Annotated in this window: 23 protein-coding genes; 16 read left to right on the top strand and 7 right to left on the bottom strand. The window is 65.4% G+C overall.

The window, feature by feature from the left end:
- The first annotated feature begins 17 nt into the window (after positions 1 to 17).
- The 4 genes from WCL10_RS07285 to WCL10_RS07270 all read left to right on the top strand — a co-directional run bounded on the left by WCL10_RS07285 (position 18) and on the right by WCL10_RS07270 (position 6,255).
- Positions 18 to 2,027 carry a S9 family peptidase gene (locus WCL10_RS07285; RefSeq protein WP_336894979.1) on the top strand — a complete coding sequence of 670 codons (2,010 nt, stop codon included), beginning with the start codon at positions 18 to 20 and terminating at the stop codon, positions 2,025 to 2,027.
- Between the two features lie 46 nt (positions 2,028 to 2,073).
- Positions 2,074 to 3,354, top strand: a complete 1,281-nt coding sequence (locus tag WCL10_RS07280; protein ID WP_336894978.1) for an amidohydrolase family protein — start codon at positions 2,074 to 2,076, stop codon at positions 3,352 to 3,354.
- 73 nt (positions 3,355 to 3,427) lie between these two features.
- Positions 3,428 to 5,185, top strand: a complete 1,758-nt coding sequence (locus tag WCL10_RS07275; RefSeq protein WP_336894977.1) for an amidohydrolase family protein — start codon at positions 3,428 to 3,430, stop codon at positions 5,183 to 5,185.
- Positions 5,186 to 5,754: 569 nt separating this feature from the next.
- Positions 5,755 to 6,255 (top strand): hypothetical protein, encoded by a 501-nt coding sequence (locus WCL10_RS07270; protein WP_336894976.1) that lies wholly within the window; start codon positions 5,755 to 5,757, stop codon positions 6,253 to 6,255.
- A gap of 51 nt (positions 6,256 to 6,306) precedes the next feature.
- Here WCL10_RS07270 and WCL10_RS07265 read toward each other — a convergent pair whose 3' ends face one another.
- From WCL10_RS07265 to WCL10_RS07255, 3 genes are all read right to left on the bottom strand, one after another.
- A complete protein-coding gene (locus WCL10_RS07265; protein WP_336894975.1) occupies positions 6,307 to 7,143 on the bottom strand; it encodes an enoyl-CoA hydratase/isomerase family protein in 837 nt (278 codons plus the stop codon).
- A 166-nt stretch (positions 7,144 to 7,309) separates the two neighbouring features.
- The gene (locus tag WCL10_RS07260; RefSeq protein WP_336895075.1) at positions 7,310 to 8,200 is read right to left on the bottom strand and encodes a DUF808 domain-containing protein; all 891 of its coding nucleotides are present in this window, start codon (positions 8,198 to 8,200) and stop codon (positions 7,310 to 7,312) included.
- A gap of 77 nt (positions 8,201 to 8,277) precedes the next feature.
- On the bottom strand, positions 8,278 to 9,078 hold the full coding sequence (locus WCL10_RS07255; RefSeq protein WP_336894974.1) for a GDSL-type esterase/lipase family protein: 801 nt from the start codon (positions 9,076 to 9,078) through the stop codon (positions 8,278 to 8,280).
- A 108-nt stretch (positions 9,079 to 9,186) separates the two neighbouring features.
- Here WCL10_RS07255 and WCL10_RS07250 point away from each other — a divergent pair, with 108 nt between their 5' ends.
- Complete coding sequence (locus WCL10_RS07250; protein WP_336894973.1) at positions 9,187 to 10,716, top strand: amidase; 1,530 nt, start codon at positions 9,187 to 9,189, stop codon at positions 10,714 to 10,716.
- Between the two features lie 3 nt (positions 10,717 to 10,719).
- Here the strand turns inward: WCL10_RS07250 and WCL10_RS07245 are convergent, their stop codons facing one another.
- The 3 genes from WCL10_RS07245 to ligK all read right to left on the bottom strand — a co-directional run bounded on the left by WCL10_RS07245 (position 10,720) and on the right by ligK (position 13,575).
- Complete coding sequence (locus WCL10_RS07245; protein ID WP_336894972.1) at positions 10,720 to 11,604, bottom strand: amidohydrolase family protein; 885 nt, start codon at positions 11,602 to 11,604, stop codon at positions 10,720 to 10,722.
- Positions 11,605 to 11,742: 138 nt separating this feature from the next.
- On the bottom strand, positions 11,743 to 12,801 hold the full coding sequence (locus WCL10_RS07240; protein WP_336894971.1) for a 4-oxalomesaconate tautomerase: 1,059 nt from the start codon (positions 12,799 to 12,801) through the stop codon (positions 11,743 to 11,745).
- Positions 12,802 to 12,900: 99 nt separating this feature from the next.
- Positions 12,901 to 13,575: a 4-carboxy-4-hydroxy-2-oxoadipate aldolase/oxaloacetate decarboxylase gene (gene ligK, locus WCL10_RS07235; protein WP_336894970.1), complete on the bottom strand. Its 675-nt coding sequence runs from the start codon at positions 13,573 to 13,575 to the stop codon at positions 12,901 to 12,903.
- 104 nt (positions 13,576 to 13,679) lie between these two features.
- Between ligK and WCL10_RS07230 the strand changes: the two genes are divergently transcribed.
- From WCL10_RS07230 to WCL10_RS07180, 11 genes are all read left to right on the top strand, one after another.
- Complete coding sequence (locus tag WCL10_RS07230) at positions 13,680 to 14,834, top strand: LysR family transcriptional regulator (protein ID WP_336894969.1); 1,155 nt, start codon at positions 13,680 to 13,682, stop codon at positions 14,832 to 14,834.
- 62 nt (positions 14,835 to 14,896) lie between these two features.
- On the top strand, positions 14,897 to 15,799 hold the full coding sequence (locus tag WCL10_RS07225; protein ID WP_336894968.1) for a DUF1932 domain-containing protein: 903 nt from the start codon (positions 14,897 to 14,899) through the stop codon (positions 15,797 to 15,799).
- Positions 15,796 to 16,815: an amidohydrolase family protein gene (locus WCL10_RS07220; protein WP_336894967.1), complete on the top strand. Its 1,020-nt coding sequence runs from the start codon at positions 15,796 to 15,798 to the stop codon at positions 16,813 to 16,815. The genes WCL10_RS07225 and WCL10_RS07220 overlap by 4 nt, the downstream gene beginning before the upstream one ends.
- On the top strand, positions 16,812 to 17,234 hold the full coding sequence (gene ligA / locus WCL10_RS07215; RefSeq protein ID WP_336894966.1) for a protocatechuate 4,5-dioxygenase subunit alpha: 423 nt from the start codon (positions 16,812 to 16,814) through the stop codon (positions 17,232 to 17,234). The genes WCL10_RS07220 and ligA overlap by 4 nt, the downstream gene beginning before the upstream one ends.
- 1 nt (position 17,235) lies before the next feature.
- Positions 17,236 to 18,078 (top strand): class III extradiol dioxygenase subunit beta, encoded by an 843-nt coding sequence (locus WCL10_RS07210; protein ID WP_336894965.1) that lies wholly within the window; start codon positions 17,236 to 17,238, stop codon positions 18,076 to 18,078.
- A 136-nt stretch (positions 18,079 to 18,214) separates the two neighbouring features.
- Positions 18,215 to 19,156, top strand: coding sequence for a Gfo/Idh/MocA family oxidoreductase (locus WCL10_RS07205; RefSeq protein ID WP_336894964.1), 942 nt, complete (start codon positions 18,215 to 18,217; stop codon positions 19,154 to 19,156).
- Between the two features lie 4 nt (positions 19,157 to 19,160).
- Positions 19,161 to 19,949 carry a CmcJ/NvfI family oxidoreductase gene (locus WCL10_RS07200; RefSeq protein WP_336894963.1) on the top strand — a complete coding sequence of 263 codons (789 nt, stop codon included), beginning with the start codon at positions 19,161 to 19,163 and terminating at the stop codon, positions 19,947 to 19,949.
- A 118-nt stretch (positions 19,950 to 20,067) separates the two neighbouring features.
- Positions 20,068 to 22,581 (top strand): TonB-dependent receptor, encoded by a 2,514-nt coding sequence (locus WCL10_RS07195; RefSeq protein WP_336894962.1) that lies wholly within the window; start codon positions 20,068 to 20,070, stop codon positions 22,579 to 22,581.
- 133 nt (positions 22,582 to 22,714) lie between these two features.
- Complete coding sequence (locus tag WCL10_RS07190; protein WP_336894961.1) at positions 22,715 to 24,187, top strand: carotenoid oxygenase family protein; 1,473 nt, start codon at positions 22,715 to 22,717, stop codon at positions 24,185 to 24,187.
- Positions 24,184 to 25,101, top strand: a complete 918-nt coding sequence (locus WCL10_RS07185) for an SDR family oxidoreductase (protein WP_336894960.1) — start codon at positions 24,184 to 24,186, stop codon at positions 25,099 to 25,101. Before WCL10_RS07190 ends, WCL10_RS07185 begins: the two co-directional genes overlap by 4 nt.
- A 40-nt stretch (positions 25,102 to 25,141) precedes the next feature.
- The gene (locus WCL10_RS07180; protein WP_336894959.1) at positions 25,142 to 25,537 is read left to right on the top strand and encodes a hypothetical protein; all 396 of its coding nucleotides are present in this window, start codon (positions 25,142 to 25,144) and stop codon (positions 25,535 to 25,537) included.
- On the opposite strand, the gene WCL10_RS07175 is transcribed toward WCL10_RS07180, so the two are convergent.
- Complete coding sequence (locus WCL10_RS07175) at positions 25,534 to 25,917, bottom strand: BLUF domain-containing protein (protein ID WP_336894958.1); 384 nt, start codon at positions 25,915 to 25,917, stop codon at positions 25,534 to 25,536. The genes WCL10_RS07180 and WCL10_RS07175 overlap by 4 nt on opposite strands.
- Positions 25,918 to 26,035: the final 118 nt, after the last annotated feature.

Below are 26,035 nucleotides of genomic sequence, written 5' to 3'. Positions count from 1 at the left end.
GCAGCAGGGTGCATGCGATGCTGGGACTCATCGCGGCAGCCCTCCTGGGGTTCGCGTCGGTCGCGGCCGCAGAGCCGCCTGCAGCCTCCGCTCCCCCTTCATCGGCTCCAGCACCGGCCCCCGCTCCGGCCAAACCGGCTCCGCCTGCGGCCCCTGCCGGCCCGCCGGAAAAGATCCCCACCACCGTCCTTTCGCAGCTGCCGTTCATCACCAGCCCCCGGCTCTCGCCCGATGGCGTGCGCATTGCTGCCTATGTGACGCTGAAGGGCCGGCGCCTGCTCGGCATTTTTCGTCCGGAGACCGGAGAGACCAAGCTGATCAACACGGGCGAGACGCTCGACCTCAACTGGTTCCGCTGGGCGGGCAACGACCGGCTGCTGTTCAGTGTTGGCAAGACCGTGCCGTGGGATGGCGACGATGCCTGGCAGACGCGGCTCATCCTTTACGATATCGCCGCGGGTGAACAGCGTTTCATCGGCGGCAAGACCGAAGGGCTGACGGGCGACGACGTGCTTTGGATCGATCCGGAGGGCAAGTCGATCCTGCTCGCCTTCCAGCAGACGATCTACGACTATCCCAGCGTCTCCATGATCGATCTTGGCACGAACAAGGCCAAGCAGGTCGTTGGCCAACGCACCGGGGTCTGGGACTGGTATGCCGACGACAAGGGCGTCGTCCGCGCCGGATTCGAATTTGGCGAGAACAAGTGGCGAATGATCTACCGCGCCAAGGACGGTGATAGTTTCCGCACCGTGGTCAAGGCCGACATCGGTGACGACGACGCCGGCTTCGATGCCTTCCGCATCTACCAGGGCAGCGACGACGGCTACCGGCTGATGCTCAACGAAGCGACGGGGCATTATGCGCTTTACCGCTTCAATTTCGCCACCCGCACGCGCGGCGAACTGGTCTACGAGGCGTCGGGGGTCGACATCGACGATTTCGACACCAAGGCCGACGGGTCCAGCCTCTATGCCGCGTGGTATACCGATGACCGCCCGCGCGCGCACTGGTTCGATACCGAGCTGGGCGAGGTGCAGGCCAACATCGACAAGGCTGTGGCCGGCGCGGTGGGCGACCGTGCTGCCACGATCGTCAGCTACTCGCGTGACCGCGTGCGCATGCTGGTGCATCTCGGCGGTTCGAACGATCCGGGGCGCTACTATGTGTTCGATCAGGCCTCGGGGGTCATGCAGCTCTTCGCGCAGACCAACGACAAGCTGAAGACCTCGCAGCTCACCACCACGCGCTACACCAGCTACAAGACGCGCGACGGGCTCGAGATTCCGACCTACCTCACCTTGCCCAAAGGGCGCGAGGCGAAGAATCTGCCGCTCGTCATCCTGCCCCACGGCGGCCCCTATGACGTGCGCGATGACGGCACTTTCGATGTCGAGGTGCAGTTCCTCGCCAATCGCGGCTATGCCGTGCTCCAACCCGAATTCCGCGGCTCTGGCGGCTATGGCAAGTCGTTCTACGAGAAGGGCGAGGGTCAGTGGGGCCGCGCCATGCAGGACGATCTCGACGACGGGATGGACTGGCTGGCCAGGCAGGGCACGATCGACCCCAAGCGCGTTTGCATCGTCGGCAGCTCCTATGGCGGTTATGCCGCGCTGTGGGGCGCTGTGCGCAATCCGGAGCGCTATCGCTGCGCGGCAAGTTTTGCCGGCATCTCCGATCTCAAGCGCCAGCTGAAATACCAGATCGCGTTCAAGATCTCGAAGCGTTACCGCAAGGACTGGCGCAAGACCGTGCAGGGGGACGACAAGTTCGACCTGACCACGGTTTCCCCGCTCTACGCGATCGACAAGCTTCAGGTGCCTCTGCTCCTCGTCCACGGCGACGAAGACCAGCGCGTGCCCTACAAGCAGTCGAAGCTCTATGCCGATGCCCTTGCCAAGGCGGGCAAGCCCTATGAACTCGTCACCCTCAAGGGGGAGGGCCACGGCTTTTCCAGCGATACCAACATGCAGATCTGGCTCGACAAGCTCGAGGCCTTTCTGACGAAGTACAACCCCGCGTCCTGAACTCTTCCCCTCGCCAAGGCGGAATGCATAGGGCAGGATGCTGCGCATGATCCGCACTCTGCTCGCCGCAACCGCAGCCCTCGGGCTTGCCGCCGCTCTGCCTGCCCATGCCGAAACGCTGTATGTGCGCGCCGGTCACCTCGTCGATCCAGAGGCCGGGGCGGTGCTGGGCCCCCGCCTGCTGCGGGTCGAGGATGGCCGGGTGGCCGCGGTCCTGCCCGATGGTCCGGTGCCCAAGGGCGCGAAACTGGTCGACTGGTCTGCCTTCACCGTGCTGCCCGGCCTGATCGATTGCCACGTCCATCTGGCGGACACGGGGCAAACCGCGAATGTTGCTGAGCCGCTGCTCCATTCGCCAATGGAGATCGCCTATCTTGGCGCCCGCCATGCCCGCGAAACGCTCATGGCGGGTTTCACCACGGTCCACGATGTCGGGTCTTTCCGCGCCTTTGCCGATGTCGAACTGCGCGATGCGATCAATCGCGGCGATGTCGCGGGTCCGCGCATGCAGGCGGTCGGCGCCTATGTCACGGTGCCCGGCGGGGGCGGCGAAGTCACCGGCTTTTCGCCCGAAGTGCGCGTGCCCGAGGACATGCGCGCGGGCGTGGTGCGCGGGGCGGATGATGCTCGGATCAAGGTCAACTACCTGTTTCAGCACGGCGCGGATTCGATCAAGCTGATCGCCACCGGCGCGGTGCTCGCCACCGGCACCGAGGCGGGACAGCAGGAACTGACCGAGGACGAGATGCGCGCCGCCGTCGAGGTCGCCACCGCGCGCAAGTCGTGGGTCACGGCCCATGCCCATGGCGCCGAGGGGATCAAGTCCGCCATCCGCGCCGGGGTCCGCGCGATCGAGCACGCCAGCCTGATCGACGACGAAGGCATCGCGCTCGCGAAGGCCAAGGGCGTCTGGCTCGACATGGATATCTATAACGGCGATTACATTGCCGAGGTTGGCCGGCGCGAGAAATGGCCGGAAAACTACCTGCGCAAGAACGACGAGACCACCGAGGCGCAACGCGAGGGCTTCCGGAAGGCTGTAAAGGCCGGCGTGCGGCTGTCGTTCGGGACCGATGCCGGGGTCTATCCGCATGGCCAGAACGCGCGCCAGTTCGCCTACATGGTGCGCTACGGGATGACGCCGATGCAGGCGATCCAGGCAGCCACCACCAGCGCGGCGGCGCTGCTGAACTGGAGCAAGGATGTCGGCGCGCTCTCGCCCGGGCACTATGCCGACATGATCGCGGTTGAGGGCGATCCCACTGCGGATGTGACCATTCTCGAGCGCGTCGCTCATGTGATGAAGGGCGGCGAGGTGGTGCGCTGAGCACTTTTGCTGGGCGCGTGGGCTCTCGCTTTGCCCTATCCTCGGCGCAAAGGAAGTCCGAGGGGAGAGCTTTATGCATGACGTGATCATCCGTGGCGGCAAGATCGTCGATGGTTCGGGCGCCGCGCCCTATGTCGGCGACATCGCGTTCAAGGACGGGGTGATCACCGAAGTCGGACCAAAGATTGCCGGCAACGCTGCCCGCGAGATCGACGCCGAGGGCCATATCGTCACCCCGGGCTGGGTCGACATCCACACGCATTATGACGGCCAGGTCAGCTGGGATGACGAACTCGCCCCCTCCTCGCACAACGGCGTCACCACCGTCGTCATGGGCAATTGCGGCGTCGGTTTCGCGCCGGTCCGGCCGGGGCAGGAAAAGGAACTGATCGAGCTGATGGAGGGGGTGGAGGACATCCCCGGCACCGCGCTCTACGAAGGCATCGAATGGGGGCGCTGGGAGAGCTTCCCCGAGTACATGGACTACATCGCCTCCCGCGAATACGCGATCGACGTTGGCGCGCAGATCGCGCACGGCGCGGTGCGCTACTACGCGATGGGCGAGCGGGGGCGGACCAACGAGGATGCGAACCCCGAGGAGATCGAGCGGATGGCCGATCTCGTCGAGGAAGCGATTGCTGCGGGCGCGGTGGGTTTTTCCACTTCGCGCACCATCGGCCACCGCGCACTGTGGGGCGAGCCGGTGCCTGGCACGTTCGCGCCTGAAGAGGAACTCCTCGCCATAGCGCGGCGTTTCAAGAAGCTCGGCAAAGGCGTGATCGAGGCGATCCCGGCGGGCACCGTCGGCAAGCTTGAGGCGCTCGGCGGCGAACGCAGCGAACCGCTGGCCGAGCTGGAGCTGTTCCGGCGCATCTCGGAGGAAAGCGGCCGGCCGCTGACCTTCACGCTGGTCGAGATCCGCGAATACGCGCCTGATCTGTGGCGGCAGATGCTGGACCGCTGCCGCGAGGCCAATGCGGACGGCGCGCACCTCTTTCCCCAGGTCCCCTCGCGCATCATCGGCTTCATCCACGGCCTCAGCAGCTATCACGCCTTCATGCGCCGGCCGACCTACCTCGAGAAGCTCGCGCACCTGCCGCTGGCCGAGCGCGTGCAGGCGATGCGTGACCCCGAAATCAAACGGCAGATCCTGTCCGAACGCGACGTGCCGCACGAGGCACCCGGCTCGATGCAGAACGTCTACGGCCTGTTTCGCCGGGGCGCGGCGAGCCTCTATCCGCTGACCGAGCCGATCAATCTGGAGGCCGAAAAGTCCGCTTCGATCGGCGCCAAGGCCAAGGCCGAGGGGCGCGACGCGCTGGAATATCTCTACGATGCCATGCTCGAGGACGAGGGCCGCAGCTTCCAGGCGCTGACGCGCGACAACCAGCCCAGAAGCCTCGCCGTGCTCGAGGAAATGCTGCGCCACCCCGATACGGTGACCGGCCTCAGCGATGCGGGCGCCCACGTGACGCTGATCTGCGATGCGACGATGCCCACTACCCAGCTCAGCTACTGGACGCGCGACCGCAAGACCGGCCCGACGCTGCCGCTCGAGTTCCTCGTCCACAAACAGACCGCCCGCAACGCGGCGCTCTATGGCTTCGGCGATCGCGGCCTGCTGCAACCGGGCAAGCGCGCGGATATCAACGTGATCGATTATGAGGGGCTTACCGTCTCCCCGCACGTTGCCCACCACGATCTGCCGGCGGGCGGCACCCGCCTGATGCAGCCGGTGAAGGGCTACCGCGCTACGTTCTGCAACGGCGTGATGATCCGCGAAAATGATGCCGATACGGGCGCGCGGCCGGGGCGGTTGGTGCGGAGTTGAGCAGTCCCGGTGCGGGACAGGTTGACACGGTTGACACAGTCCTGAGCGAAAACTGCGAGGCCCCGAGTGTTCCCTTCCGGCACACCCGGCCGGGGCAAGAAATGGCGCATTTGCGTTGGATTCGCGGGGCATGAAGGGATCATGCCTGACCACCCTGCGTGTAGGACAGTGGTTTTTAAATAACAGACACGTCTGTTATTTATATGATCGGTCCGGGTTCTGGCGTTGAGGTGCGGCAAGCTGATCTGAGGTGCTTGAGGAGCGCAGTCCGATGTGCGGGAGGCGAATGTCCGAGGGATATTGCTGGTGTCACTGCTATCTCGCGTCACTGCAATCTATAACACTATAGCCCGATAGCGGCTCACATCTGCCCTCACCAACTAGTGTTGCGACACATCGGGCGTTGACTTGGCGTCGGCACAAGCCGAAACCGGAGATGGGTTCAAAATGGATTAAACGCGGGGCTCCCAATGATTCGCTATTCTTTCGCGGCTTTGGCCGCGGTCTTGTCGAGCTCTGCAAATGCACAGCAATCGCAATCGGCTCCGATATCTCCGCAAGTTCCAGTCGTGGCAGTGGCCGCACCTGCCAAGGCCGCTGCAATAACAGCGCGAGCGGTTACGGCACCAACTGGCAACGTCACAACCTTGCCTGCGAATACCGAACTGCTGTTGCGCCTGTCTCAGGAAGTAAGCTCGAAGCGAATGAAGGAAGGTGAGACGTTTCGCGTCGCGCTCGCGCAAGACGTGATGATCGGCAATTTCATCGTACTACCAAAGGGAACGCCTGGCACTGGCTACATCTCTTACCGCACGGGCAAAGGTGCGTTTGGTAAATCCGCCAAGATGGAAATCACGATGCGCTCGCTTGATTTGCCCAACGGTCGCACGATCGCTTTGACTGGTACGACCCGCCAAGAAGGAACTGGAAACACCGGCGCTACAGTGGGAACTGCTGTGGCGGTGGGTGTGTTCTCCGCATTCGTTACCGGTCGTAGCGCTGTCTTTGCTGAGGGTCGCGAGGTACGTGGTTTTACTCGCGAGACGCTCGAAGTAGCTCTACCCCAGTAAGGCGCCCCGGTGACATGTGCGATCTTACGCAATCGCTATGTCTGCTGGGACTCACACCGCCGCCGCCACCTCCGCGCTCAATTCCGTAACCCGCAGTTCCGCCTCCCGCGTCTGCCCGCCCAGCTCGAGGAAGCGGCGCATTTTTGTGCGGGCGGTGTCGCTGAACAGTAGCGTCTGGAACAGGCCGGATTCGATGCGGCAACCCTCGTCCAGCGGCAGCGCGGAAGCTTCGATCGATTGCTTGGCGATGCGCACGGCCTCTGGCGGGAAGCTGGCGATGCGGCTCGCCAGTGCGGAAACGTAGGCTTCGATCTGGTCGGCGGGGAGGGCGCGGTTGAGCCAGCCCCATTTTTCGGCGGTTTCGGCATTGAGATCGCCCGCGCCGAGGATCACTTCGATGGCGCGGGCGCGGCCGATCAGGCGGGGGAGGCGCTGGGTGCCGGTGCCGCCGGGGAGGATGCCGATGGGCACTTCCATCTGGTTGATCACCGTCTTGCCGAGCACGCCGAAGCGCATGTCGAAGCTCATTGAAAGCTCGGCCCCGCCGCCGCCGATGCGGCCTTCGATCTGGGCGATGGTGACCTTGTCCATGCGCTGAAAGCGGTTGCACATCTCATGGTAGGTGTTGACGTCGCCGGCCGATGCGGAAGGCGAATCGGCCATGGCGACCAGCAGCGCGACATCGAAATGGGCGAGGAAGAAATCGGGATCAGCGCTCTTGAGGACGAAGACGAGCGCGGTGGGATCGGCTTCGAGTTCGATGGCGAGCGCGGCGAGTTCGCCGAACAGGTCTGCGGTGATGATGTTGATCGGCGGGGCATCGACGACGGCGGTAACAAGCGCGCCGCTCTGCTCGACGCGGAGCAGTTTGTAGGTGCCGTAGGCCATGATTTTGCTCCTCTCGGGCGGGGAGCATAGAGGCGAACGGGGGGCGTGCAATGGGCGGTGGTAGCGGCTGTGGCGGTGAGTCGGGGCGTTTTTATCCCTCCGACCCACCTGCGGCGGGCCACCTGCCCGTTTGTGCCTGCGGCAAAAATGGGGAGGATCTTTTCGGTCAGTGCGCCTTGGCGGGTTTCAGCAAGTGCAGCGCGCCGGCGATCACTGCGCCCAGCGCAAGGCCGATGAGGCCGCAGAGTGCGACGTCCGCCAGCCATGCGGCAAAGCCGTGGTGCAGGCCAAGCCATTCGGCGGGGTGCGCGCCCGCGCTGTGGACGATGATCTGGCCGCCGACCCAGAGCATCGCGGCGGTGCCGATCATGGCCAGGGCGGAGAGGACCTTGGGCATGGCCTGCACCAGCGCCCGGCCAAGCGCGCGGGTGGCGCCGAGTTTGCGCTTGGCGAGGTTGAGGCCGATATCGTCCATCTTCACGATGAGGCCGACGACGCCGTAGACCGCCGCAGTGATCGCGATGGCGACGACAACGAGCGCGGCGGCGCGCAGGGCGAGGCCTTCGGCCGCCACTTCATTGAGCGCGATGACCATGATCTCGCCCGAGAGGATGAAATCGGTGCGGATCGCGCCCTTGATCATGGTGTCTTCATGATCCGGCTCGGCGAGTTCCTCGACCTCCTCGGCAAGGTCTTCCTTGTGGGTCAGCGCGTGGATGATCTTCTCGGCGCCCTCGAAGCACAGGAACGCGCCGCCCGCCATGAGGATCGGGGTGATCGCAGCGGGCAGCAGCACCGAGAGCGCGAGGATGGCCGGGGTAATGACGACGAGCTTGTTGAACAGCGAGCCCCGGGCGATCCGCCAGATGATCGGCAGTTCGCGGTCGGGCGTGAAGCCGGTGACATAGCGCGGGGTGACCGCAGCATCATCGACCACGACGCCGGCCGACTTGATCCCCGCCTTGCCCGCCGCCGCGCCGATATCATCGATCGAGGCTGCGGCCAGTTTGGCAATGGTGGCGATATCGTCGAGAAGGGCAACTAATCCGCCGGGCATGGGATTCCTCTTGGTGCGCTGCAGCATGCTAGCGGGCGGGCGGGGGCGAGGGCAAGCGGGGATGCGAGGGCGGCGCCTTATCCCGCGCGCAGGAAGGCTGCGACACGGTCGCGCCAGACGCGGTAGCCGGCCTGGCTGGGGTGGAGGCTGTCGTTGAAAAGGTCGCGGCGCTGCGTGCCCGCATCATCGACAAAGCCGGAATAGAGATCGAGGTAGCGCAGGTTCGCGCCCTGCTGTGCCATGGCTTTGAGCGCAGCGTTGACGGGGAGGACGAGATCGCGGTTCTTGGCTGGATCGTCGGTCGGCAGCAGCGATTGCACCACGATTTGGGCGGCTGGCTTGCGCTCGCGGATGCGGGCGATTGTTGCTGTGACGCCGCGGATGATGCTTTCGGCCATGGGCTTTTCGGCATCGAACGAATTGTTGATGCCGAGCAGCACGAAGATGCGGTCGGGCTGGAGGTCGGCGCGGTCAAGCCAGCCCTCGCCGCCCTGCGCGGCGGGGAGGAGGCGGTGGAGGACGTGTTCGATGCGGTCGCCCGAGACGCCGAGATTGATCGCGCGCCAGGCGGGGTTGGTGCCGCCGAAGGTTTCGTCCCACACGGCGCGGCCGCAGAACTTGCCGGGGAACCAGGGGTTGGCATCGAGGTGCCAGAAGTCGGTGATGGAATCGCCGACGAACACGAGGCGGATGGGCGCGAGGCTTTCAGGTGCGGCGAGCTGGCGGCTGATGTCGGCTGCACGCAGCTGCCAGTAATCGACGCGCGCGGTCGGGGTTTCGGAGACGAAGTGCTGCGGGGCCTGTGCGGCAGCGCTGCCGGGCAGGCCAAGCGCGGCGAGGGCGGCGAGCGCTGAGAGCAGGAGATTGCGGGGGATCATCAGGCGGCTCTCCGATTGGCTTTGCCCTTGTGTAGCCGCGCCGTGCGCGCGCGCAATGTGCATGCGCCAAGGCTTGCCATCGGGCGCCGCAGCCTGTTCATTGGGAAAATGATCGAAACCCCGCGCCTGACCCGGCGATCCGCTTTGGCGCTTGCCGCCGCATCCGCTGCCGTTCTGGCCGAGGCACGGGCCGCCGCGCCCGCGCCTTCGGGGCCGATCACCACGCTGCCGGCGCACCGGCTGGCGGCGATGATTGCGGCGCGGCAGGTGTCCTCGGCCGAAGTGGTCGGTGCCTATCTCGACCGGATCGCGCGGCTCAACCCTGCGGTCAATGCGGTGATCGGCTTGCAGGACCGGGAGGGGCTCCTGAAGCAGGCCGCCGCCGCCGATGCTGCGGTGAAGGCGGGCGGGCCGCTGGGGGCGCTGCATGGCCTGCCGCATGCGGTGAAGGATCTGTCGGCGGTTGCCGGATTGCCCTGGACCCTGGGCTCGCCGATCTTCCGCGATCAGGTGGCCAAGGCTGACGGGTTGATGGTGGAGCGGCTCCGCAAGGCGGGCGTGATCTTTGCAGGCAAGACCAATTCGCCCGAGTTCGGCCTTGGCAGCCATACGTTCAATCCGGTCTGGGGCGTGACGCGCAATCCCTGGGACCTGACGCGGTCAGCCGGCGGGAGCACCGGGGGCGGGGCTGTGGCGCTGGCGCTCGATCTGCTGCCGCTGGCCGATGGCAGCGACTACGGCGGATCGCTGCGCAATCCGGCAGGGTGGAACAATGTGTTTGGCCTGCGGCCCAGCCTTGGCCGTGTGCCCGGAGACGGGCCGGACGACTGGCTGACCTCGATGGGCGTGGCGGGGCCGATGGCGCGCTCGGTCGCTGATCTGGCGCTGCTGCTTTCGGTGCAGGCGGGGTACGACGCGCGCAAGCCGATGATGCTGGAGGGCGGCGGGGAGGCCTTCCGCGCCATCCGGCCCGAGGCGATGAAGGGCAAGCGTATCGGCTGGGCAGGCGATCTCGGCGGGGCAGTGCCTTATGAGCCGGGCGTGCTGGACACCTGCCGCAAGGCGCTGCGCCGCTTCGAGGATATGGGCGCGGTAGTCGAGGATGCCGTGCCGGATTTCTCGGTGGAGCAGGCGTGGCAGGCCTTCGTGAAGCTGCGGCACTGGCAGCAGGGTGGCAACTTGCTCGGGTACTACCGCGACCCGGCGAAGCGCGCGCTGATGAAGGAGGCGGCGATCTGGGAGGTCGAGGGCGGGCTTGGCCTCTCCGCTTTCGATGTAAACGCGTGGTCTGTGGTGCGCAGCGGGTGGAGCCGCGCGGTGCACAAGCTGTTCCAGCGCTATGACTACTGGGTGATGCCTACCTCGCAGCTGTTTCCGTTTCCGGCGGACTGGGTCTACCCGAAGGAGATCGCAGGGCGCACGATGCGGACCTACCACGAGTGGCAGGCGGCGACCTGCCTCGTGACGCTGGCAGGTTGCCCGGCAGTGGCGGTCCCGGCGGGGTTTGGGCCTGCTGGGCTGCCGATCGGCTTGCAGATCGTCGCCCCGGTCCATGCCGATGCGGCCTGCCTTTCGGCGGCAGCCGCTTGGGAGGCGGCGAGCGGCGACATCCTTTCGAGGAAGCCGCCGCTGGCTTGAGTATCAGTCCGCCCAGTAGAGCTTCATCGGGTTGTCAATGAGGAGCTTGCGTTGCAGCTCTTCGGTGGGGGCGATGCGGGGAATCATGTCGACGAGGTGGCCGTCGTCAGGGATCTCGGTGTCCATGTTGGGATGCGGCCAGTCGGTACCCCAGAGGCAGCGGTCCGCGTAATCGGCGACGAGCGGGGCGACGGCGTGGGCGAAGGCATCCCATGGATCGCCTGCGCCGCCTTCCTTTATGGCGTCGAGACGATCAGGGCAGGTGGCCTTGAACCAGATGTCTTCGCGTGCATCGAGGAGCGCGCGGAAGGCGCGCATGTCCGACCCGTCGGGGCCCTGGCGCACATCGGGGCGGCCCATGTGGTCGATCACGAGGGGGACGGGGATGGCGTCCATGAACGGGCGCAGTTCCTCGAGGATATCGGCCTCGAAATAGATCACCACGTGCCAGCCTCTGGGCAACCGGTTGGCGACTTCGAGGAACTTGTCCTTGGGGGCATCGTCGACGAGGCGCTTGAGAAAATTGAAGCGGATGCCGCGAATGCCGCCTTCGTGGAGGGCATGGAGATCGGCTTCGGAAATCGCCGGATCGACGACGGCAACGCCGCGCGCGAGGCCGCCCGATTGCGCGATGGCGTGGAGCGTGGCGGCGTTGTCGGTGCCGTGGCAGCTGGCCTGCACGATGACGTTGCGGCTGAAGCCGAGGTGATCGCGCAGCGCGAAGAGCATGTCCGGCCCGGCGTCTTCGGGGAGGTACTTGGCCTTGGCGCTGAAAGGGAACTCGGCCATCGGGCCGAACACGTGGCAATGCGCGTCGACCGCGCCGGGGGGCGGGGTGTAGCGGGGCTTCGAGGGTTTTGCGTGCCAGCTGGTGATGCGGTTGGTCATTCTCGAACTCCGGGTTTCGTCCCAAAATTCGTCATTGCGAGCGCAGCGAAGCAATCCAGAGCGGCCGTGCGTGACGCTCTGGATTGCTTCGTCGCTGCGCTCCTCGCAATGACGAGGTTTGTTTGCGGATGCAGGGTTTCAGCCAAAGACGATCCCATCCATCAGCTTGCGCGCGGTGCGCAGAAGGGCGGCGGTGCGGACTGCGCCGGTTTCGTCGGTTTCGAGGACGCAGCTCATTTCGCCGGTGGGGTGCTCGACCGAGAGGAGCTTGCGGCTGCCTTCGGGGATCGCGCCGACTTCGGCGGCGGGGGAGCCGGGGATGAGGCAGGCGGTGGCGACGCTGACAGCGCCGAGAACGCCGATGGTGGCGTGGGCGCGGTGGGGGATGAAGCTGCGCACGGTGACGGCGCCGCCGTGACGGGGCGGGGCGACGAGCATCATCTTGGGAACGGACTTGGCCGTTACGTCGCCGAGGTTCATCATCGGGCCGACGATCAGGCGGATGGCTTCGATCTTCGCCTTGAGGTCGGTCGCGTTGTCGAGCCAGTCGCGGTCTTCGTAGCCGGTGATGCCGACATCCTCGGCCTTCATGACTACGCAGGGCATGCCATTGTCTATGAGGGTGACGGGGACGTCGTTGATGACATCGACCGCATTGCCGGTGGGAAGCAGCGCGCCACAGGATGAGCCCGCGGTATCGCGGAATTCGAGCGGGACGGGGGCGTGGCTGCCGGGGACACCGTCGATTTTCGCATCACCCTTGTAGGTCACCGTTCCGCCGGGGGTGCAGACCGTGGCGACGGCGACTTGACCGGTGTTTTCCATATAGATCGCGACGCGGGTTTCATCGCCGGTGGCGGCGACGAGGCCGCGTTCGATGGCGAAGGGACCGATGCCGGCAAGGATGTTGCCGCAGTTCTGCGCATCGGTGACGATGGCCTGATCAACGAAGACCTGCAGGAACAGGTAATCCACGTCGATACCCTCGCGGGTCGATTTCGAGACGACTGCGACCTTGCTGGTCAGCGGATCGGCGCCGCCCATGCCGTCGATCTGGACTGGGTCGGGGCTGCCCATCATGTCGAGGAGGAAGGCATCGCGGGTAGCGGTGTCGGCGGGAAGATCATCCTTGAGGAAGTAGCCGCCCTTGGAGGTGCCGCCGCGCATCCACATGCAGGGGGCGGAAAAACCGGACATACCTACCTCCGTTCGTGTCGAGCGAAGTCGAGACACGTTGCGCGCGGCGTCTCGACTTCGCTCGACGCGAACGGGGAGAGGGAGGCTCGTCCGCTGCTGTTACACATACTTCAGCCCTTCCTTCTCGAGCCGCTCACGCATCTTGTACATGTCGAGGCCGAGGACGCCGGAGGCGAGCTTCTCGCGCTTTTCGCCTTCGTTGGCTTCGCGGGCCTGCGCGGCTTTCAGTACGGCTTCCGCATTGGCGCGGGGGACGACGCAGACGCCGTCGTCATCGGCCACGATCACATCGCCCGGGTTCACGAAAGCATTGGCGCAGACGACAGGGACGTTGACGCTGCCAAGAGTGTTCTTGACGGTGCCTTGCGCGTAAATCGCCTTGGACCAGACGGGGAAGTTCATTTCGGTGAGATCGCGCACATCGCGCACGCCGGCGTCGATGACGAGACCGCGGCAGCCGCGGGCCTGTGCGCTGGTTGCGAGAAGATCGCCGAAATAGCCGTCCTCGCAAGGGGAAGTGGGGGCGAGGAGGAGGATGTCGCCCGCATGCAGTTGCTCGATGGCGACGTGGACCATCCAGTTGTCGCCCGGTGGGGCACTGATGGTGAGGGCGCTGCCGGCCACGCGCGCGCCGCGATAGATCGGGCGCATGTAGCTGGCGAGAAGGCCGGTGCGGCCTTGCGCTTCGTGGACGGTGGCGACGCCGCAGGCGGCGAGGCCGTCGATCACCGCCGGATCGGCACGTTCGATGTTCTGGACGACGATACCCGACATGTTCCGGCTCCCGAGAGAATGATGTGGGCTTCCTTCGGCTTCGCGCGCGGGCGGGGCCAATGCAATGTTTGGCGCGGGGCATAAGGAAATGCTAAGCGAAGCAGATGTCCGAACCGGCCTACAATATCCGCCACTATGCCGCCTTTGCCGCGACAGTGCGGCACGGGAGCGTGACGCGCGCGGCGCGAAGCGTGAACCTGACGCAGCCGGCGCTGACGCAGGCGATCGCGCGGCTGGAGGCGGAACTGGGCTGCTCGCTGTTCGAGCGGGGCTCTGGCGGGATGACGCCAACCGAGCCTGCGCGGCTGCTGGCGCCGCGCGCGGAGGCGGCGATTGCGCAGATCGGAAGCCCCCGGGTGACGGGGACGCAAGTGCGAGCGTTTCTGGCTCTGGCGCGGGCCGGGTCTTACGCGGGGGCGGCGGAAGCGACAGGGCTTTCGGCGGCGTCGCTTCACCGCGCAGTGGCCGATCTGGCGGTGGCGCTGGGGCAGCGGCTGGTCGACCGGCGCGGGCGGCGCGCGGCGCTGACGCCGCAGGGCGAGCGGCGCGCGCGGGGGTTTGGCCTTGCCATGGCGGAGCTGCGCAGTGGCCTCGCCGAAGTCGCCGCGTGGCAAGGCAAGGCGGCTGGGCGGATCGTGGTGGGGGCGATGCCCTTGAGCCGCGCGCGTTGGTTGCCCGAAACGATCCTGCGCTTTCATGCCGGCCATCCGGGGGTGGGCATTGCGGTGGTCGAGGGGAGCCATGCGGAATTGTCCGGGCCGCTGCGCGATGGCGAGATCGACCTGATGCTCGGCGCATTGCGCGAAGGCGCCGTGCTGGAGGATTTGCTGCAGGAGCCGGTGTTCGAGGACAGTCCGCAGCTGGTGATGCGCGCCGGGCATCCTTTGCTGGCGGCGGCTGATCCGGTGGGCGCGCGGCTGGCGGATTTTCCCTGGGTGCTACCGGCGCGGGGGACGCCGCTGCGGCAGTACTGGGAGGGGATGATGCGCGCGGTGGGGGTGGAGCCGCCGGAGGTGGGGATCGAATGCGGTTCGGTGCTGACCGTGCGGCAATTGCTGCTGGGATCGGATGCGCTGACCTTGCTCAGTCCGGCGCAGCTGGCGGTGGAATTGCACGCCGGGGTGCTCGCAAGTCTGCCGACGCCCGCGCCGGTGCGGCGGCGGATCGGGATTACGTTTCGCGAGGGGTGGCAGCCGACGGGGCCACAGGCGGCGTTTCTGACGCTGCTGCGCGAGGTGGCAGCCCAAGGCTTCGCATAATCTTATAGAGTTGGCGCGAATTGCATTTGTCGGCCTCGCGCGGCGGACGCAGGAGGGCGCGCATGGAGAGCATCATCGCCCTGATCGGCTTCGGTGAGGCCGGATCGACTTTCGCCGAGGCGGCCGGCTGGGAAGCCGGTGCGGCGACCTATGACGTGCTGCCTGCGCGGCGCGCGGCGATGGAAGCGGCGGGTGTGCTTGCTTGCGCGACGGCGGAATGCGCGCTTGCGGATGCGGACCTGGTGCTCTCGCTGGTGACGGCGGATGCGGCGCTGGCCGCGGCGAAGGACTATGCCGCGCTGCTGAAGCCGGGCGCCTTGTGGTGCGACATGAATTCGGTGGCGCCCGATACCAAGCGCGCGGCGGCGCGGGCGGTGGAGGCGGCGGGTGGGCGCTATGTGGATGTGGCGGTGCTGGCGCCGGTGAACCCCGCGCGCATGAATGTGCCGCTGCTGGTATCGGGCGCGGTGGCGGATGATGCGGCTAAGGCGCTGCTTGCTGCTGGTTTTGCGCAGGTGCGTGTGGTGGGAGCTGAAGTCGGCCGGGCATCGGCGATCAAGATGATCCGTTCGGTCATGGTCAAAGGCATCGAGGCACTGACTGCGGAGATGATGCTCGCGGCGGATGCTGCGGGAGTGACGGACGAAGTGCTGGCCTCGCTCGACGCGAGCGAGAAGGCGGGAAGCTGGACGGCGCGTGCGGCCTACAATCTGGAGCGCATGGCGACGCACGGGTTCCGGCGCGCGGCCGAGATGGAAGAGAGCGCCAAGACGCTGATCGGGCTGGGCGTGGAGCCGGTGATGACCAGCGGCACGGTGCGTCGGCAGCGTGAGATGGCCGGAACCAAATCCAATTCACATCCTCCCCCGTTCGTGTCGAGCGAAGTCGAGACACCAGACGCCGCGCTTGGTGTCTCGACTTCGCTCGACACGAACGGAGGTGGGAGCGGAGTACTGATATCATGATCATCGACTGCCATGGCCACTATACCGTGCTGCCCAAGGCGCACGACGAATGGCGCGAGGCGCAGAAGGCGGCGTTCAAGGCGGGGACGCCGTGCCCGCCTTATCCGGATATCTCCGACGACGAGATCCGCGCGACGATCGAGGCGAACCAGCTGCGCCTGATCAAGGAGCGCGGGGCGGACATGACGATCTTTTCGCCGCGGGCGAGCGCGATGGCGCCCCACGTGGGCGATCAGTCGGTCGCGGTGCCGTGGGCGCAGGCGTGCAACAACCTGATCGCGCGGGTGGTGGGGCTGTTTCCCGAGACGTTTGCAGGCGTGTGCATGCTGCCGCAGTCGCCCGAGGCGGACCTGACTTCGTCGATTGCCGAGCTGGAGCGCTGCGTTACGCAGCTCGGCTTTATCGGCTGCAATCTCAATCCCGATCCGGGCGGTGGCTTCTTCAAGCACCCACCGCTGACCGATCCCTACTGGTTCCCGCTCTACGAAAAGATGGTGGAACTGGACGTGCCGGCGATGATCCACGTTTCGGGATCGTGCAATCCGGCGCAGCACGCGACGGGCGCGTACTATATCGCGGCGGATACCATTGCGTTCATGCAACTGCTGGAAGGCGATCTCTTCAGCAAGTTCCCGACGCTGCGCTTCATCATCCCGCATGGCGGCGGCGCGGTGCCCTATCATTGGGGGCGCTATCGGGGGCTGGCGGACATGCTCAAGAAGCCGGACCTTTCGGGCCACCTGATGAACAACGTGTTCTTCGATACCTGCGTCTACCACCAGCCGGGTATCAACCTGCTGGCCGATGTGATCGAGACCAAGAACATCCTGTTCGGCAGCGAAATGGTCGGCGCGGTGCGCGGGATCGATCCGACGACCGGGCACTATTTCGATGACACCAAGCGCTATGTCGATGCGCTGCCGATTGCCGACGAAGCGCGCCACGCGATTTTCGAAGGCAATGCCCGGCGCGTATATCCGCGCCTTGATGCCAAGCTCAAGGAGATGGGCAAGTGACTGAAGCCGCCAAGCCAAGCGCCGACATCCACGCCTATCTGGCCGAGCTTGAGGATATCCCCGGAACGCGGGTCTATACCGCCGCCCGCGCGCGCAAGGGTTATCATATCAACCAGTTCGCGATGAGCCTGATGAAGGGCGACAACCGCGAGCGCTTCAAGGCGGACGAGCGGGCCTATCTGGATGAATGGCCGATTTCCGAGGAAGCGAAGCAGGCGCTGCTGAAGCGCGATTACAATGCGCTGCTGGACATGGGCGGCAACGTCTATTTCCTCTCGAAGCTGTTCTCGACCGATGGCCTCAGCTTTGCCGAGGCGGTGAGCACGATGACCGACATGACGTTCCCGGAATACCGGGACATGATGCTGAAGGGCGGGCGCTCCCCCATCGGCAATCGTTCCATTAAGGGGGGCTACTGAAATGGCGCGTTTGACTGCCGGTGTCGGCTCCAGCCACGTGCCCTTGCTGGGCGTGGCGGTGGATCAGGGCAAGACCGGGGACGACTACTTCGGGCCGATCTTCGCGGGTTACGATTGGACCCGCGAATGGGAAAAGGCCGAAAAGCCCGACGTGGTGGTGCTGGTCTACAACGACCACGCGAGCGCCTTCGACATGAAGATCGTGCCGACCTTCGCGATCGGCTGCGGCGAGCTTTACAAACCGGCGGACGAAGGCTGGGGCCCGCGCAAGGTGCCCGATGTGGAAGGCCATGCCGATCTGGCCTGGCATATCGCGCAGAGCCTGATCCTCGATGATTTCGACATGACGATCATCAACGAGATGGACGTCGACCATGGCCTCACGGTGCCGCTTTCGATGATGTTCGGTAGCCCTGAGAAGTGGCCGTGCAAGGTCGTGCCTCTGGCGGTGAACGTGGTGACTTACCCGGTGCCTTCGGGCAACCGCTGCTGGGCGCTGGGCGAGGCGATCGCCCGCGCGGTGGCGAGCTTCCCCGAGGATCTCAACGTGCAAATCTGGGGCACGGGCGGGATGAGCCACCAGTTGCAGGGCCCGCGCGCGGGGCTGCTCAACCGCGAGTGGGACAACAAGTTCCTCGACATGCTGGAGAGCGATGACGATGCGGCGCGCTGGATCCCGCACATCGAGTACCTGCGCGAAACCGGCAGCGAAGGCATCGAAATGGTGATGTGGCTGATCATGCGCGGCGCGCTGGGAAAGAAAGTGAAGACCCTGCACCGGCATTATCACATCCCGTGCAGCAACACGGCCATCGGCCATATCGTTCTGGAACCAGCGGATTGAGCTTCTCCCCTCCCGCTTGCGGGAGGGGCTGGGGGTGGGCCTCGCGTTCGCCTCCGACCTTTGGACAGAACCCGCTTTCGCGGGTGCCCACCCCCGACCCCTCCCGCAAGCGGGAGGGGGGAACCAGGAGCAAGTTATGCGTATTGCCCTCGCCGGTGCCGGCGCTTTTGGTGAAAAGCACCTCGATGGTCTGAAGCTGATCGACGGGGTCGAAATCGTCTCGATCATCAGCCGCACCGCCGAACAGGCCGCTGCGGTTGCGGCCAAGTATGGCGCGAAGCATTCCTCGACCGAACTCGATGACGCGCTCGCCCGTGACGACGTCGATGCGGTGATCTTGTGCACGCCGACGCAGATGCATGCCTCGCAGGCGATTGCCTGCATGGCGGCGGGCAAGCATGTGCAGGTCGAGATCCCACTGGCGGACAGCTGGGCAGACAGCGAGGCGGTGCTGGCGAAGCAGAAGGAGACGGGCCTCACCTGCATGGTCGGCCACACTCGCCGCTTCAACCCCTCGCACCAGTACGTGCACAACAAGATCAAGGCCGGCGAGCTCAACGTCCAGCAGATGGACGTGCAGACCTACTTCTTCCGCCGCCGCAACATCAACGCCAAGGGGCAGCCGCGGTCGTGGACCGACCACCTGCTGTGGCACCACGCGGCGCATACGGTGGACCTGTTTGCCTATCAGGCGGGGCCGATCGTGAAGGCCAATGCCCTGCAGGGGCCGATGCATCCCGAGCTTGGCATCGCGATGGACATGTCGATCCAGCTGCAGAGCGAAAGCGGTGCCATCTGCACGCTCTCGCTATCGTTCAACAACGATGGGCCGCTGGGCACCTACTTCCGCTATATCGGCGACACGGGAACCTATCTCGCGCGCTACGACGATCTGTTCACCGGCAAGGAAGAGCAGATCGACGTTTCAAAGGTCGATGTTTCGATGAACGGGATCGAACTGCAGGACCGCGAGTTTGTCAGTGCGATCCGCGAGGGACGCGAGCCCAATTCGTCGGTTGGCAAAGTGCTCGATTGCTACCGGGTGCTGGGCGAGCTGGAGACGCAGCTGCAAGGATGAGGCCATGGAAGCCCTGATCGCCTATTCCGGACGGAGGTTCACCCGCCCGCGCTACTATGCCAACGCGCATGAGCGTGACGAGGTTGATATCGCGCCGGTGCCGATGCCTGTGCTGGATGGCCGGGCGGCGGGGACAGGGATCGACCGCGAGGGGTTCGAGCTTGTCTTGCACACCAGCGCGGTGCGCGATTTCCATGACCGCGAGGAAGTAGCGCGCGTCCACATGCGCGAGATCGAGGAGCTGGTGCAGGTGCGCACCGGGGCCGATTTCGTCCACGTCGGCGCGCCGGGGCTGCTGCGCTTCTCCGAGCGCTCGGGGCTGGCGGGCAGCCTCAACAATTCGATGCCGGCTCGCTTTGCGCATATCGATATCTCGGATGCGACAGCCGCGCAGTTCGCGACGCGGGGTGCGGACGGACGGCCCTTTGCCCGCTGCGCGCATTACAACGTCTGGCGCGCGCTTTCGCCTGCGCCGCAGGACGTGCCGCTGGCGCTGTGCGATGCGCGGTCGTTGTCCGCAGGGGACCTGATTGCGGCGGATGCCGTGTTCGACGAGCCGGGCAAGCCCGAATGGTCGTTCGAGGGGCTGGTGGTGGCGCACAATCCCGCGCACCGCTGGCATGCCTTCCTTGACCTGAACGCGGACGAGGCGATCCTGTTCAAGACCCACGACAGCGACCTGGCGAGGGCGACACATGTGCCGCATGTCGCGTTCGATCTGCCCGGATGCCCTGCCGATGCCCCGCCGCGCGTCAGCATCGAGATGCGCGCGACCGCATGGTGGTGGCACTAAGGCAACACCTGGGGGGCCGAAATCCCCCGGAATGACAAGGGTGTTGCGCGCAATCTCACAATTGTTATGAATCATACCGGAACGGGCCGGAAGCTCGTCGAACATAGGGAGGGTGACTATGGCCAAGTTTATGGCCGCGCGGCGCATTGCGCGCCTTGCCGGCATGACAGCTGCGATTATTTCCGTGCCTGCCTTTGCGCAGCAAGCCAGCGCGCCGCAGGCGGCCGATGCGGCCGCGGGCAGCGCCGCCTCGCAGGAAATCGTCGTGACCGCGCAGTTCCGCGCGCAGAAGCTGCAGGATACGCCGCTGGCAATCACGGCGGTGAACTCCGCGATCCTTGAAGCGCGCGGCCAGACCGACATTTCGCAGATCGCCGCGCAAGCGCCGAACGTGACCTTGCGCGCACAGCCGCAGAGCGGCGGTATCGGCCTGATCGCGTTCATCCGCGGCATCGGCCAGACTGATTTCAACTATGCGCTCGAGCCGGGCGTCGGCATCTATGTCGATGACGTCTACATCCCGACGCTGTCGAGCTCGCTGCTTGACCTGATGGATCTGGAGCGCGTCGAAGTGCTTCGCGGTCCGCAGGGCACGCTGGCGGGCAAGAACTCGATCGGCGGCGCGATCAAGCTGTTCAGCAAGAAGCCCACCGGTGAAGGCGGCGGCTATCTCCAGGCGACTTATGGCCGCTACAACCGCATCGACGTGCGCGGCGTGGCGGACTTCAAGATCACCGACCACCTGTTCGCGCGGCTTTCGGGCGCGACCAAGAACACCGACGGCTATGTCAAGCTGATCGACTATGGTCTGTCGCACCCCAATTCGAACGTGCCTGCCAACAACGCCAAGGGCGACGGCATCGAGCATGGTACGCTGGGTGGCCGTTCGTTTGCAGCCGGGCGCCTTGCGCTGCGCTGGGAAGCGAGCCCGGACATCGAAGTGAACGTGGCCGCCGACTACACGCGCGAGCGCAATGACTCGGGCGCGCAGGTGCTGCTCTATGGCGGCAGCCCGGCCACGACGCCCGAGGGCATCCCGTGGCTCAAGGGCAAGAACGGCGCTGCGGTGCCGCTGAGCAACGCCTTCGTTCCCTACAGCACGCGCTTCCAGCAGAGCGGCGATACCCCGCCGGCCGGCTATGATCCGCGCTTCATCAACTACGCCAACTTCCTCGACGCGCGTACGCCGACCACGCAGGCGCCGTTCAAGCCCTACGCCGCTACCAACGGCCAGAACTACGACGGCTGGGGCGTGACCGGCAACGTGACGGCCAAGCTTGCTGACAACCTCAGCGCGGTTTGGATTTCCTCGTTCCGCCGCTACAAGATGAGCTTCGGCTTCGACCAGGACGGCTCGCCCGTGCCGGTCGCGCAGCTCGACAACATCCTGCGCCACCGCGCCTGGAGCCAGGAACTGCGCCTCAACGGCAGCTTCATGGACAAGCGCATCGAGTACACGCTGGGCGGGTTCTATTTCGACCAGAATGGTACCTACAACGCGCGCGTCGATCTGAACTACGCCGGCATCGACTTCATCCACGGTCCGGACAGCACGCCCTCGACCTCGAAGGCGCTGTTCTTCAACGGCACCTTCCACGTGACCGACGCGTGGGGCGTGACGGGCGGGATTCGCCACACCTGGGACAAGAAGGACTACACCTACTTCCGTTCGAACCCGGACGGTACGGTGCCCGGGCCGCTGCCGTGCGAGTTCTTCCTCGGCGCGCCCACTGCGGGTCCGACCGGTGTCGGCAACTCGCCCAACTGCCTGCTGATTGGCCTCTACAACGTGACCGGCCAGTTCAAGGGGCAGCGCACCGACTGGCGCGTAGAAACCGACTACCGCTTCAGCCCGGAAGTCTTCGTCTATGCCTCGGTGGCGACCGGCTACAAGGGCGGCGGCGTGAACCCGCGTCCGTTCTTCGGTCCCTCGGCGGGTGATTGCAACGTGCTGCCGTTCGGCGCGCCTTGCAACCAGATCACTTCGTTCCAGCCGGAAACGTTGCAGACCTATGAAGCGGGCGTGAAGACCGACCTGTTCGATCGGAAGCTGCGTTTCAACGCCTCGGCGTTCTTCAACAAGTACAACAACATCATCCTGACGCTGACGCGCTGCCACGGCTTCTCGCCGTGCCTGATGCCGGCCAACGTCGGCAAGGCCGAAGTCTGGGGCCTCGAGGCGGAAACGACGATCCGTCCGGTCGCGGGCTTCACGCTCGATGGTTCGCTGAGCTATCTCCACTTCAAGTACAAGGACACCGGCACGACGGGTATCCCGCTCGACAACGTCACGCCCTTTACGCCCAAGTGGAACTGGAGCTTCGGCGCGCAGTATGATTATGCCATGAAGGCCGGCATGCTGAGCTTCCGCTTCGACGGCACCTACCAGTCGTCGATCTACACCGAGGCCTTCAACAGCCTCGACTCGCAGGTCGATGGTCGCTTCCTCGGCAACGCCAAGGTGACCTACACCAGCCCGGACAAGGACTGGCAGGTTTCGGCTGAAGTGCAGAACGTGTTCAACAAGTACTATTACAACACGGTCGAGAACGTGAAGAGCTCGCTCGGCGCGATCACGGCCAACCCGGGTCTCCCGCGGACTTGGGCGCTGACGGTGAAGCGCACCTTCTGATCGGCGCGCTTTTCTGAAGTCTTGAAGGGGCCGCTCCATAGGCGTGGGGCGGCCCTTTTGCTTTGTGGGAAACCGGTTGAAATCCGGATGGGCCCTGCTAGACCTATCGTAACAATTGATAGGATGAGGATCGATGGGCGCGTTTCCGCAGACGATGTATTTCGTCGGGCTCAATGAGCCTGTGGGGCAGGAATTCATACTGGCGGGTCTGCCGGTCGAAGGCACGCTGCCGGCCGAAGTCCAGGGCAGCTTCTACCGCGCGGTGCCCGATCCCGCCTATCCGCCCAAATTCGAGAACGACCACACGCTGTCGGGCGACGGGATGGTGAGCCGGCTTTCGTTCAATGCGGACGGCACAGCCGATTTCAGCATCCGCTTTGTCGAAACCGCACGCTATCTGGCGGAGAAGGCGGCAGGCCATGCGCGCTTCGGCAAATACCGCAATCCCTTCACCGACGATGCGGACGTTGCCGGTGTGGACCGCACCGTCGCCAATACGACTCCGGTCTGGCACGCCGGGCGGCTGCTGATGGCCAAGGAGGACGGGCGGCCATATCGCGTCGATCCTCAGACGCTGGAGACACTCGGTTCGTATGATTTTGGCGGCGTGCTGAAGTCCGAGACGATGACCGCGCATGTGCGGATCGATCCCGTGACCAAGGAACTCTTCTTCTACGGCTACGAGGCCGATGGGCTGGCCTCGCCCAAGGTGGCCTATTGCGTGGTCGGCGCAGATGGCGTGCTGAAGAGCGAGCAGTGGTTCGATGCGCCCTACTGCGCGATGATGCACGACTTCACGGTGAGCGAGAACTACGCGCTGTTTCCGATCTATCCGACGACGGCCGATCTCGAGCGGCTCAAGGCCGGCGGCGAGCACTGGCATCATGAGCCGGAGACGGATTCCTGGCTCGGCGTGATGCCGCGCTATGGCGATGTTTCGGAGATCCGCTGGTTCAAGGGACCCAAGGGTGTCCATTCGTACCACATGATGAACGCGTGGGAGGATGCAGAGGGCCTCTTGCACTTCGACGCTTGCCTCAATTCGACCAATGCTTTCGCCTTCATCCGCGAGCCTTCGGGCATCCATCTGCAGCCTTGGGAAGTGCAGGGGGCGCTGACCCGCTGGACGGTCGATCCCAAGGCCGGGGGCGGTGAGGTGACCGAGACCGTGATCGGGCCTCCGGGCGATTTCCCGGTCATCCAGGCGGCGCGGCAGGGGCGGCCCTATGACCATGCCTGGATGCTGACGATGAACCCCGAGCTTCAGGGACCGCCATTGCCGGGCGGGCCGGTCGGCGCGATGTTCAACCTGCTGCTGCGGCTTGATATGCGCGGGCTACCGCCGCAGGCGCTGGCCTTGCCGCCGATGACGGGGTTCAACGAGCCGGTGCATGTACCCTCTGCCGATCCGGCGCACGAGGGGTGGCTGGTGACGATTGTCGACAGCCAGGTGGGCGACAATGCCTTTGCTCACGAGGCGTGGGTGATTGATGCGGGCAACATTGCTGCGGGACCGGTCGCCAAGGTGAAGATCCCGGCGCGGCTGCGTCCACAAGTCCACGGCTGGTGGGTGCCCCAAGCCGAGCTGGATGCGGCGGCAGCATGAGCCGCATCGTCATCACCGGCGCTTCGGGCAACTATGGCCGGGGCCTGACCGACCGGCTGATCGCGTCGGGGCGGGCTGCGGACCTGATCCTGATCACGCGTTCTCCCGGCAAGCTGGCGGACCGCGCCGCGCAGGGCTGCACCGTGCGCTACGGCGATTTCGACAAGCCCGAGACGCTGGCTGAGGCAGTGCAGGGGGGCGAGCGGATGCTGCTGATCTCCGGCACCCGCGTGGGCGCGCGCGTGGCCCAGCACAGGGCGGCGATCGATGCGGCGGCAGCAGCCGGCGTGCGGCACATCGCCTACACCAGCTTCATCGGCATCGACGATCCGGCGAACCCCGCCGAAGTGCGCCACGACCATATCGAGACCGAACGGCTGATCCGCGCTTCCGGCATGGCCTGGACCATGCTGCGCGACGCGCATTACGCCGATGCCATGATCCTCATGGCAGGCCCGGGCGTGCTGCAGAGCGGCCTGTGGGCAAGCAATGCCGGAGAGGGGCGCGAGGCGATGGTCTGGCGCGACGACTGCATTGCCTGCGCGGCCGCCGTGCTGCTGGGCGAGGGGCATGAGGGGCAGATCTACAATGTGACCGGGCCGGAACTTCAGACGTTCCGCGACGTCGCGGTGCTCATGGCCGAGATCACCGGGCGCCCGGTCGAATACGTCTCGACCACAGATGAAGAGCAATATGCGATGTTCGATGCCATGGGCATCCCCCGCCGGCCGGTGGACGACCAGAGCGTGGCGGGTATCCCCTGGAACAGCGACGACATGGTGACCTTCGGCCAGGCGATCCGCGAGGGGTTCCTGGAAGTCTGCACCGACGATGTTGCGCGGCTGACCGGCCGAAAGGCGCGGTCGGTGCGGGCGATGATCGAGGAAAATGTGGAGATGCTGCGGGCGGTCTGAGGCTGTGCTATTCAAGGTGGCTCTGGTCGGGAGGGTGCCCTTGAAGGTTGCAACACGGTGCGGTCTGGTCGGGCTTGGCGGTCTGGCGCTGCTTTCCGCCGTGCAGGGTCTTCGAAGCGGCCACATGAAGACCGGCGCGGTCGGTGCATGGCTCCTGGGCATCGGGCCCAATTTTGCCGCAGCGATCGCGATTACCTTCGTGCTGCTGGCCGCATGGCTCGACATGGCACCGGTGGCGGACGTGGCGACGGTGCGGCGGCGCTTTCATGCGAGCGCGGCGGTGAGCGCTATTGGCCTTATCGGCTGGGAGTTCGTGCAACTGAGCGCCAAGGCATTCGTGTTCGATTGGCAGGACATGCTGGCGACACTGGCGGGAATTGCGGTCTCGTTCGGGCTGTTTGCCGCGCTCCGGGCGGGGGAGACCGCCGGAGCCTAGTGCCAGGTCGCGTTCATGGCGCTCACGACCTGAGCGGTCTGTTCGAGCATGTCGTCGAGCTGGTCGGTGATGAAGGCTTTGGGATCGCGAAAGGCCATGTGCCAATCGGCGTAGCGCCGCTTCACGATGGGAGTGTCCGCAGCGATCCTGATGCTGTGGTGGCGGGGATCGGCCAAGATCCGGCGCATCAGCTGGCGTACTGCCGTTTCCGGTCCTTCGAGCACCTGGGCAAAGCGGCCCCGGTGCAGCGTGAGAATGCCGGTGATGCCGTGGAGCATGTTGTAGTCCTGCGCGAGCGCGCAGATGCTATGGGCATCGGCGCAGGCCTGATCGCCGGCGGCTACCGCGATGCTGGTATAGGACAGCTTCCACAATCGCATCGCAAGTCGTTCCCGCCCAGGCCGCGCCCCTTGCGCTGCTCCAGGCTTGGCATGGGAGGTAGGTCGAACTTGCGGAATTGGAAGGGGACTTCCGATCTCCCCGAAGATTGGCCCGGCA

The sequence above is a fragment of the Novosphingobium sp. genome (assembly GCF_037133355.1).
GTDB lineage: Bacteria > Pseudomonadota > Alphaproteobacteria > Sphingomonadales > Sphingomonadaceae > Novosphingobium.
The sequence above is the reverse complement of the archived record's forward strand: the minus strand, read 5'-3'. Positions and strand labels throughout refer to the sequence as shown.

What these genes read in the sequence shown, in the direction of transcription:
- WCL10_RS07285 (WP_336894979.1), top strand. Translation starts at nt 18, where the DNA reads ATGCTGGGACTCATCGCGGCAGCCCTCCTGGGGTTCGCGTCGGTCGCG.
- WCL10_RS07280 (WP_336894978.1), top strand. Translation starts at nt 2,074, where the DNA reads ATGATCCGCACTCTGCTCGCCGCAACCGCAGCCCTCGGGCTTGCCGCC.
- WCL10_RS07275 (WP_336894977.1), top strand. Translation starts at nt 3,428, where the DNA reads ATGCATGACGTGATCATCCGTGGCGGCAAGATCGTCGATGGTTCGGGC.
- WCL10_RS07265 (WP_336894975.1), bottom strand. Translation starts at nt 7,143, where the DNA reads ATGGCCTACGGCACCTACAAACTGCTCCGCGTCGAGCAGAGCGGCGCG.
- WCL10_RS07260 (WP_336895075.1), bottom strand. Translation starts at nt 8,200, where the DNA reads ATGCCCGGCGGATTAGTTGCCCTTCTCGACGATATCGCCACCATTGCC.
- WCL10_RS07255 (WP_336894974.1), bottom strand. Translation starts at nt 9,078, where the DNA reads ATGATCCCCCGCAATCTCCTGCTCTCAGCGCTCGCCGCCCTCGCCGCG.
- WCL10_RS07250 (WP_336894973.1), top strand. Translation starts at nt 9,187, where the DNA reads ATGATCGAAACCCCGCGCCTGACCCGGCGATCCGCTTTGGCGCTTGCC.
- WCL10_RS07245 (WP_336894972.1), bottom strand. Translation starts at nt 11,604, where the DNA reads ATGACCAACCGCATCACCAGCTGGCACGCAAAACCCTCGAAGCCCCGC.
- WCL10_RS07240 (WP_336894971.1), bottom strand. Translation starts at nt 12,801, where the DNA reads ATGTCCGGTTTTTCCGCCCCCTGCATGTGGATGCGCGGCGGCACCTCC.
- ligK (WP_336894970.1), bottom strand. Translation starts at nt 13,575, where the DNA reads ATGTCGGGTATCGTCGTCCAGAACATCGAACGTGCCGATCCGGCGGTG.
- WCL10_RS07230 (WP_336894969.1), top strand. Translation starts at nt 13,680, where the DNA reads ATGTCCGAACCGGCCTACAATATCCGCCACTATGCCGCCTTTGCCGCG.
- WCL10_RS07225 (WP_336894968.1), top strand. Translation starts at nt 14,897, where the DNA reads ATGGAGAGCATCATCGCCCTGATCGGCTTCGGTGAGGCCGGATCGACT.
- WCL10_RS07220 (WP_336894967.1), top strand. Translation starts at nt 15,796, where the DNA reads ATGATCATCGACTGCCATGGCCACTATACCGTGCTGCCCAAGGCGCAC.
- WCL10_RS07210 (WP_336894965.1), top strand. Translation starts at nt 17,236, where the DNA reads ATGGCGCGTTTGACTGCCGGTGTCGGCTCCAGCCACGTGCCCTTGCTG.
- WCL10_RS07205 (WP_336894964.1), top strand. Translation starts at nt 18,215, where the DNA reads ATGCGTATTGCCCTCGCCGGTGCCGGCGCTTTTGGTGAAAAGCACCTC.
- WCL10_RS07200 (WP_336894963.1), top strand. Translation starts at nt 19,161, where the DNA reads ATGGAAGCCCTGATCGCCTATTCCGGACGGAGGTTCACCCGCCCGCGC.
- WCL10_RS07195 (WP_336894962.1), top strand. Translation starts at nt 20,068, where the DNA reads ATGGCCAAGTTTATGGCCGCGCGGCGCATTGCGCGCCTTGCCGGCATG.
- WCL10_RS07190 (WP_336894961.1), top strand. Translation starts at nt 22,715, where the DNA reads ATGGGCGCGTTTCCGCAGACGATGTATTTCGTCGGGCTCAATGAGCCT.
- WCL10_RS07185 (WP_336894960.1), top strand. Translation starts at nt 24,184, where the DNA reads ATGAGCCGCATCGTCATCACCGGCGCTTCGGGCAACTATGGCCGGGGC.
- WCL10_RS07175 (WP_336894958.1), bottom strand. Translation starts at nt 25,917, where the DNA reads ATGCGATTGTGGAAGCTGTCCTATACCAGCATCGCGGTAGCCGCCGGC.